The organism is Cellulomonas citrea, from assembly GCF_009829685.1.
In the GTDB taxonomy this organism is placed as follows: Bacteria; Actinomycetota; Actinomycetes; order Actinomycetales; family Cellulomonadaceae; genus Cellulomonas; species Cellulomonas citrea.
This window is the reverse complement of record NZ_VWSD01000368.1, coordinates 1-563: the sequence shown is the minus strand read 5'-3', so window position 1 is coordinate 563 and position 563 is coordinate 1. Positions and strand designations below refer to the sequence as shown.

General features: G+C 60.7%; 1 pseudogene. It reads left to right on the top strand.

Annotated features, from left to right (window positions below):
• Positions 1-95 precede the first annotated feature (95 nt).
• Positions 96-563, top strand: a pseudogene (locus F2B26_RS16780) (transposase); the annotation flags it as partial.

The following is a 563-nucleotide window of genomic DNA, read 5'->3' as shown; positions in this document are numbered from 1 at the left end:
ATTGGGGAGTAGGACAGAGATTCAAGTCCACTTGACGTGACCCCCTGATTTTCCTCCACGAGCGATTAGAGTCTGGCCTGAAGGAAGGACAGACGATGAAGCGTGCAAGGTTTTCAGAAAAGCAGATCATTGGTGTGCTGAAGGAGGCAGAGGCGGGCGCAAAGACCGCTGATCTGGCCAGGCGGCATGGTGTGTCTGAAGCGACGATCTACAACTGGAAGGCCAAGTATGGCGGGCTGGAGGTATCCGAGGCCCGGCGACTGCGGGAGCTTGAGAGCGAGAACGCCAGACTCAAGCGCCTGTTGGCCGATGCGATGCTGGACCAGGCTGCGCTGAAGGATCTTCTGGCAAAAAAGTTTTGACGCCCGCCGCGAAGCGGGAAGCTGTCGCTCATCTCCAGGCGTGCCACGGGCTGAGCGAACGGCGGGCGTGCCGTGTCATTGATGCCGATCGCAAGAGCGTGCGCTACCGTTCCGTCCGGGACGATGATGCGGCTCTGCGCGGGAAGCTGCGCGAGCTGGCCAACCAGCGGCGCCGGTTCGGCTATCGCCGTCTACATATCC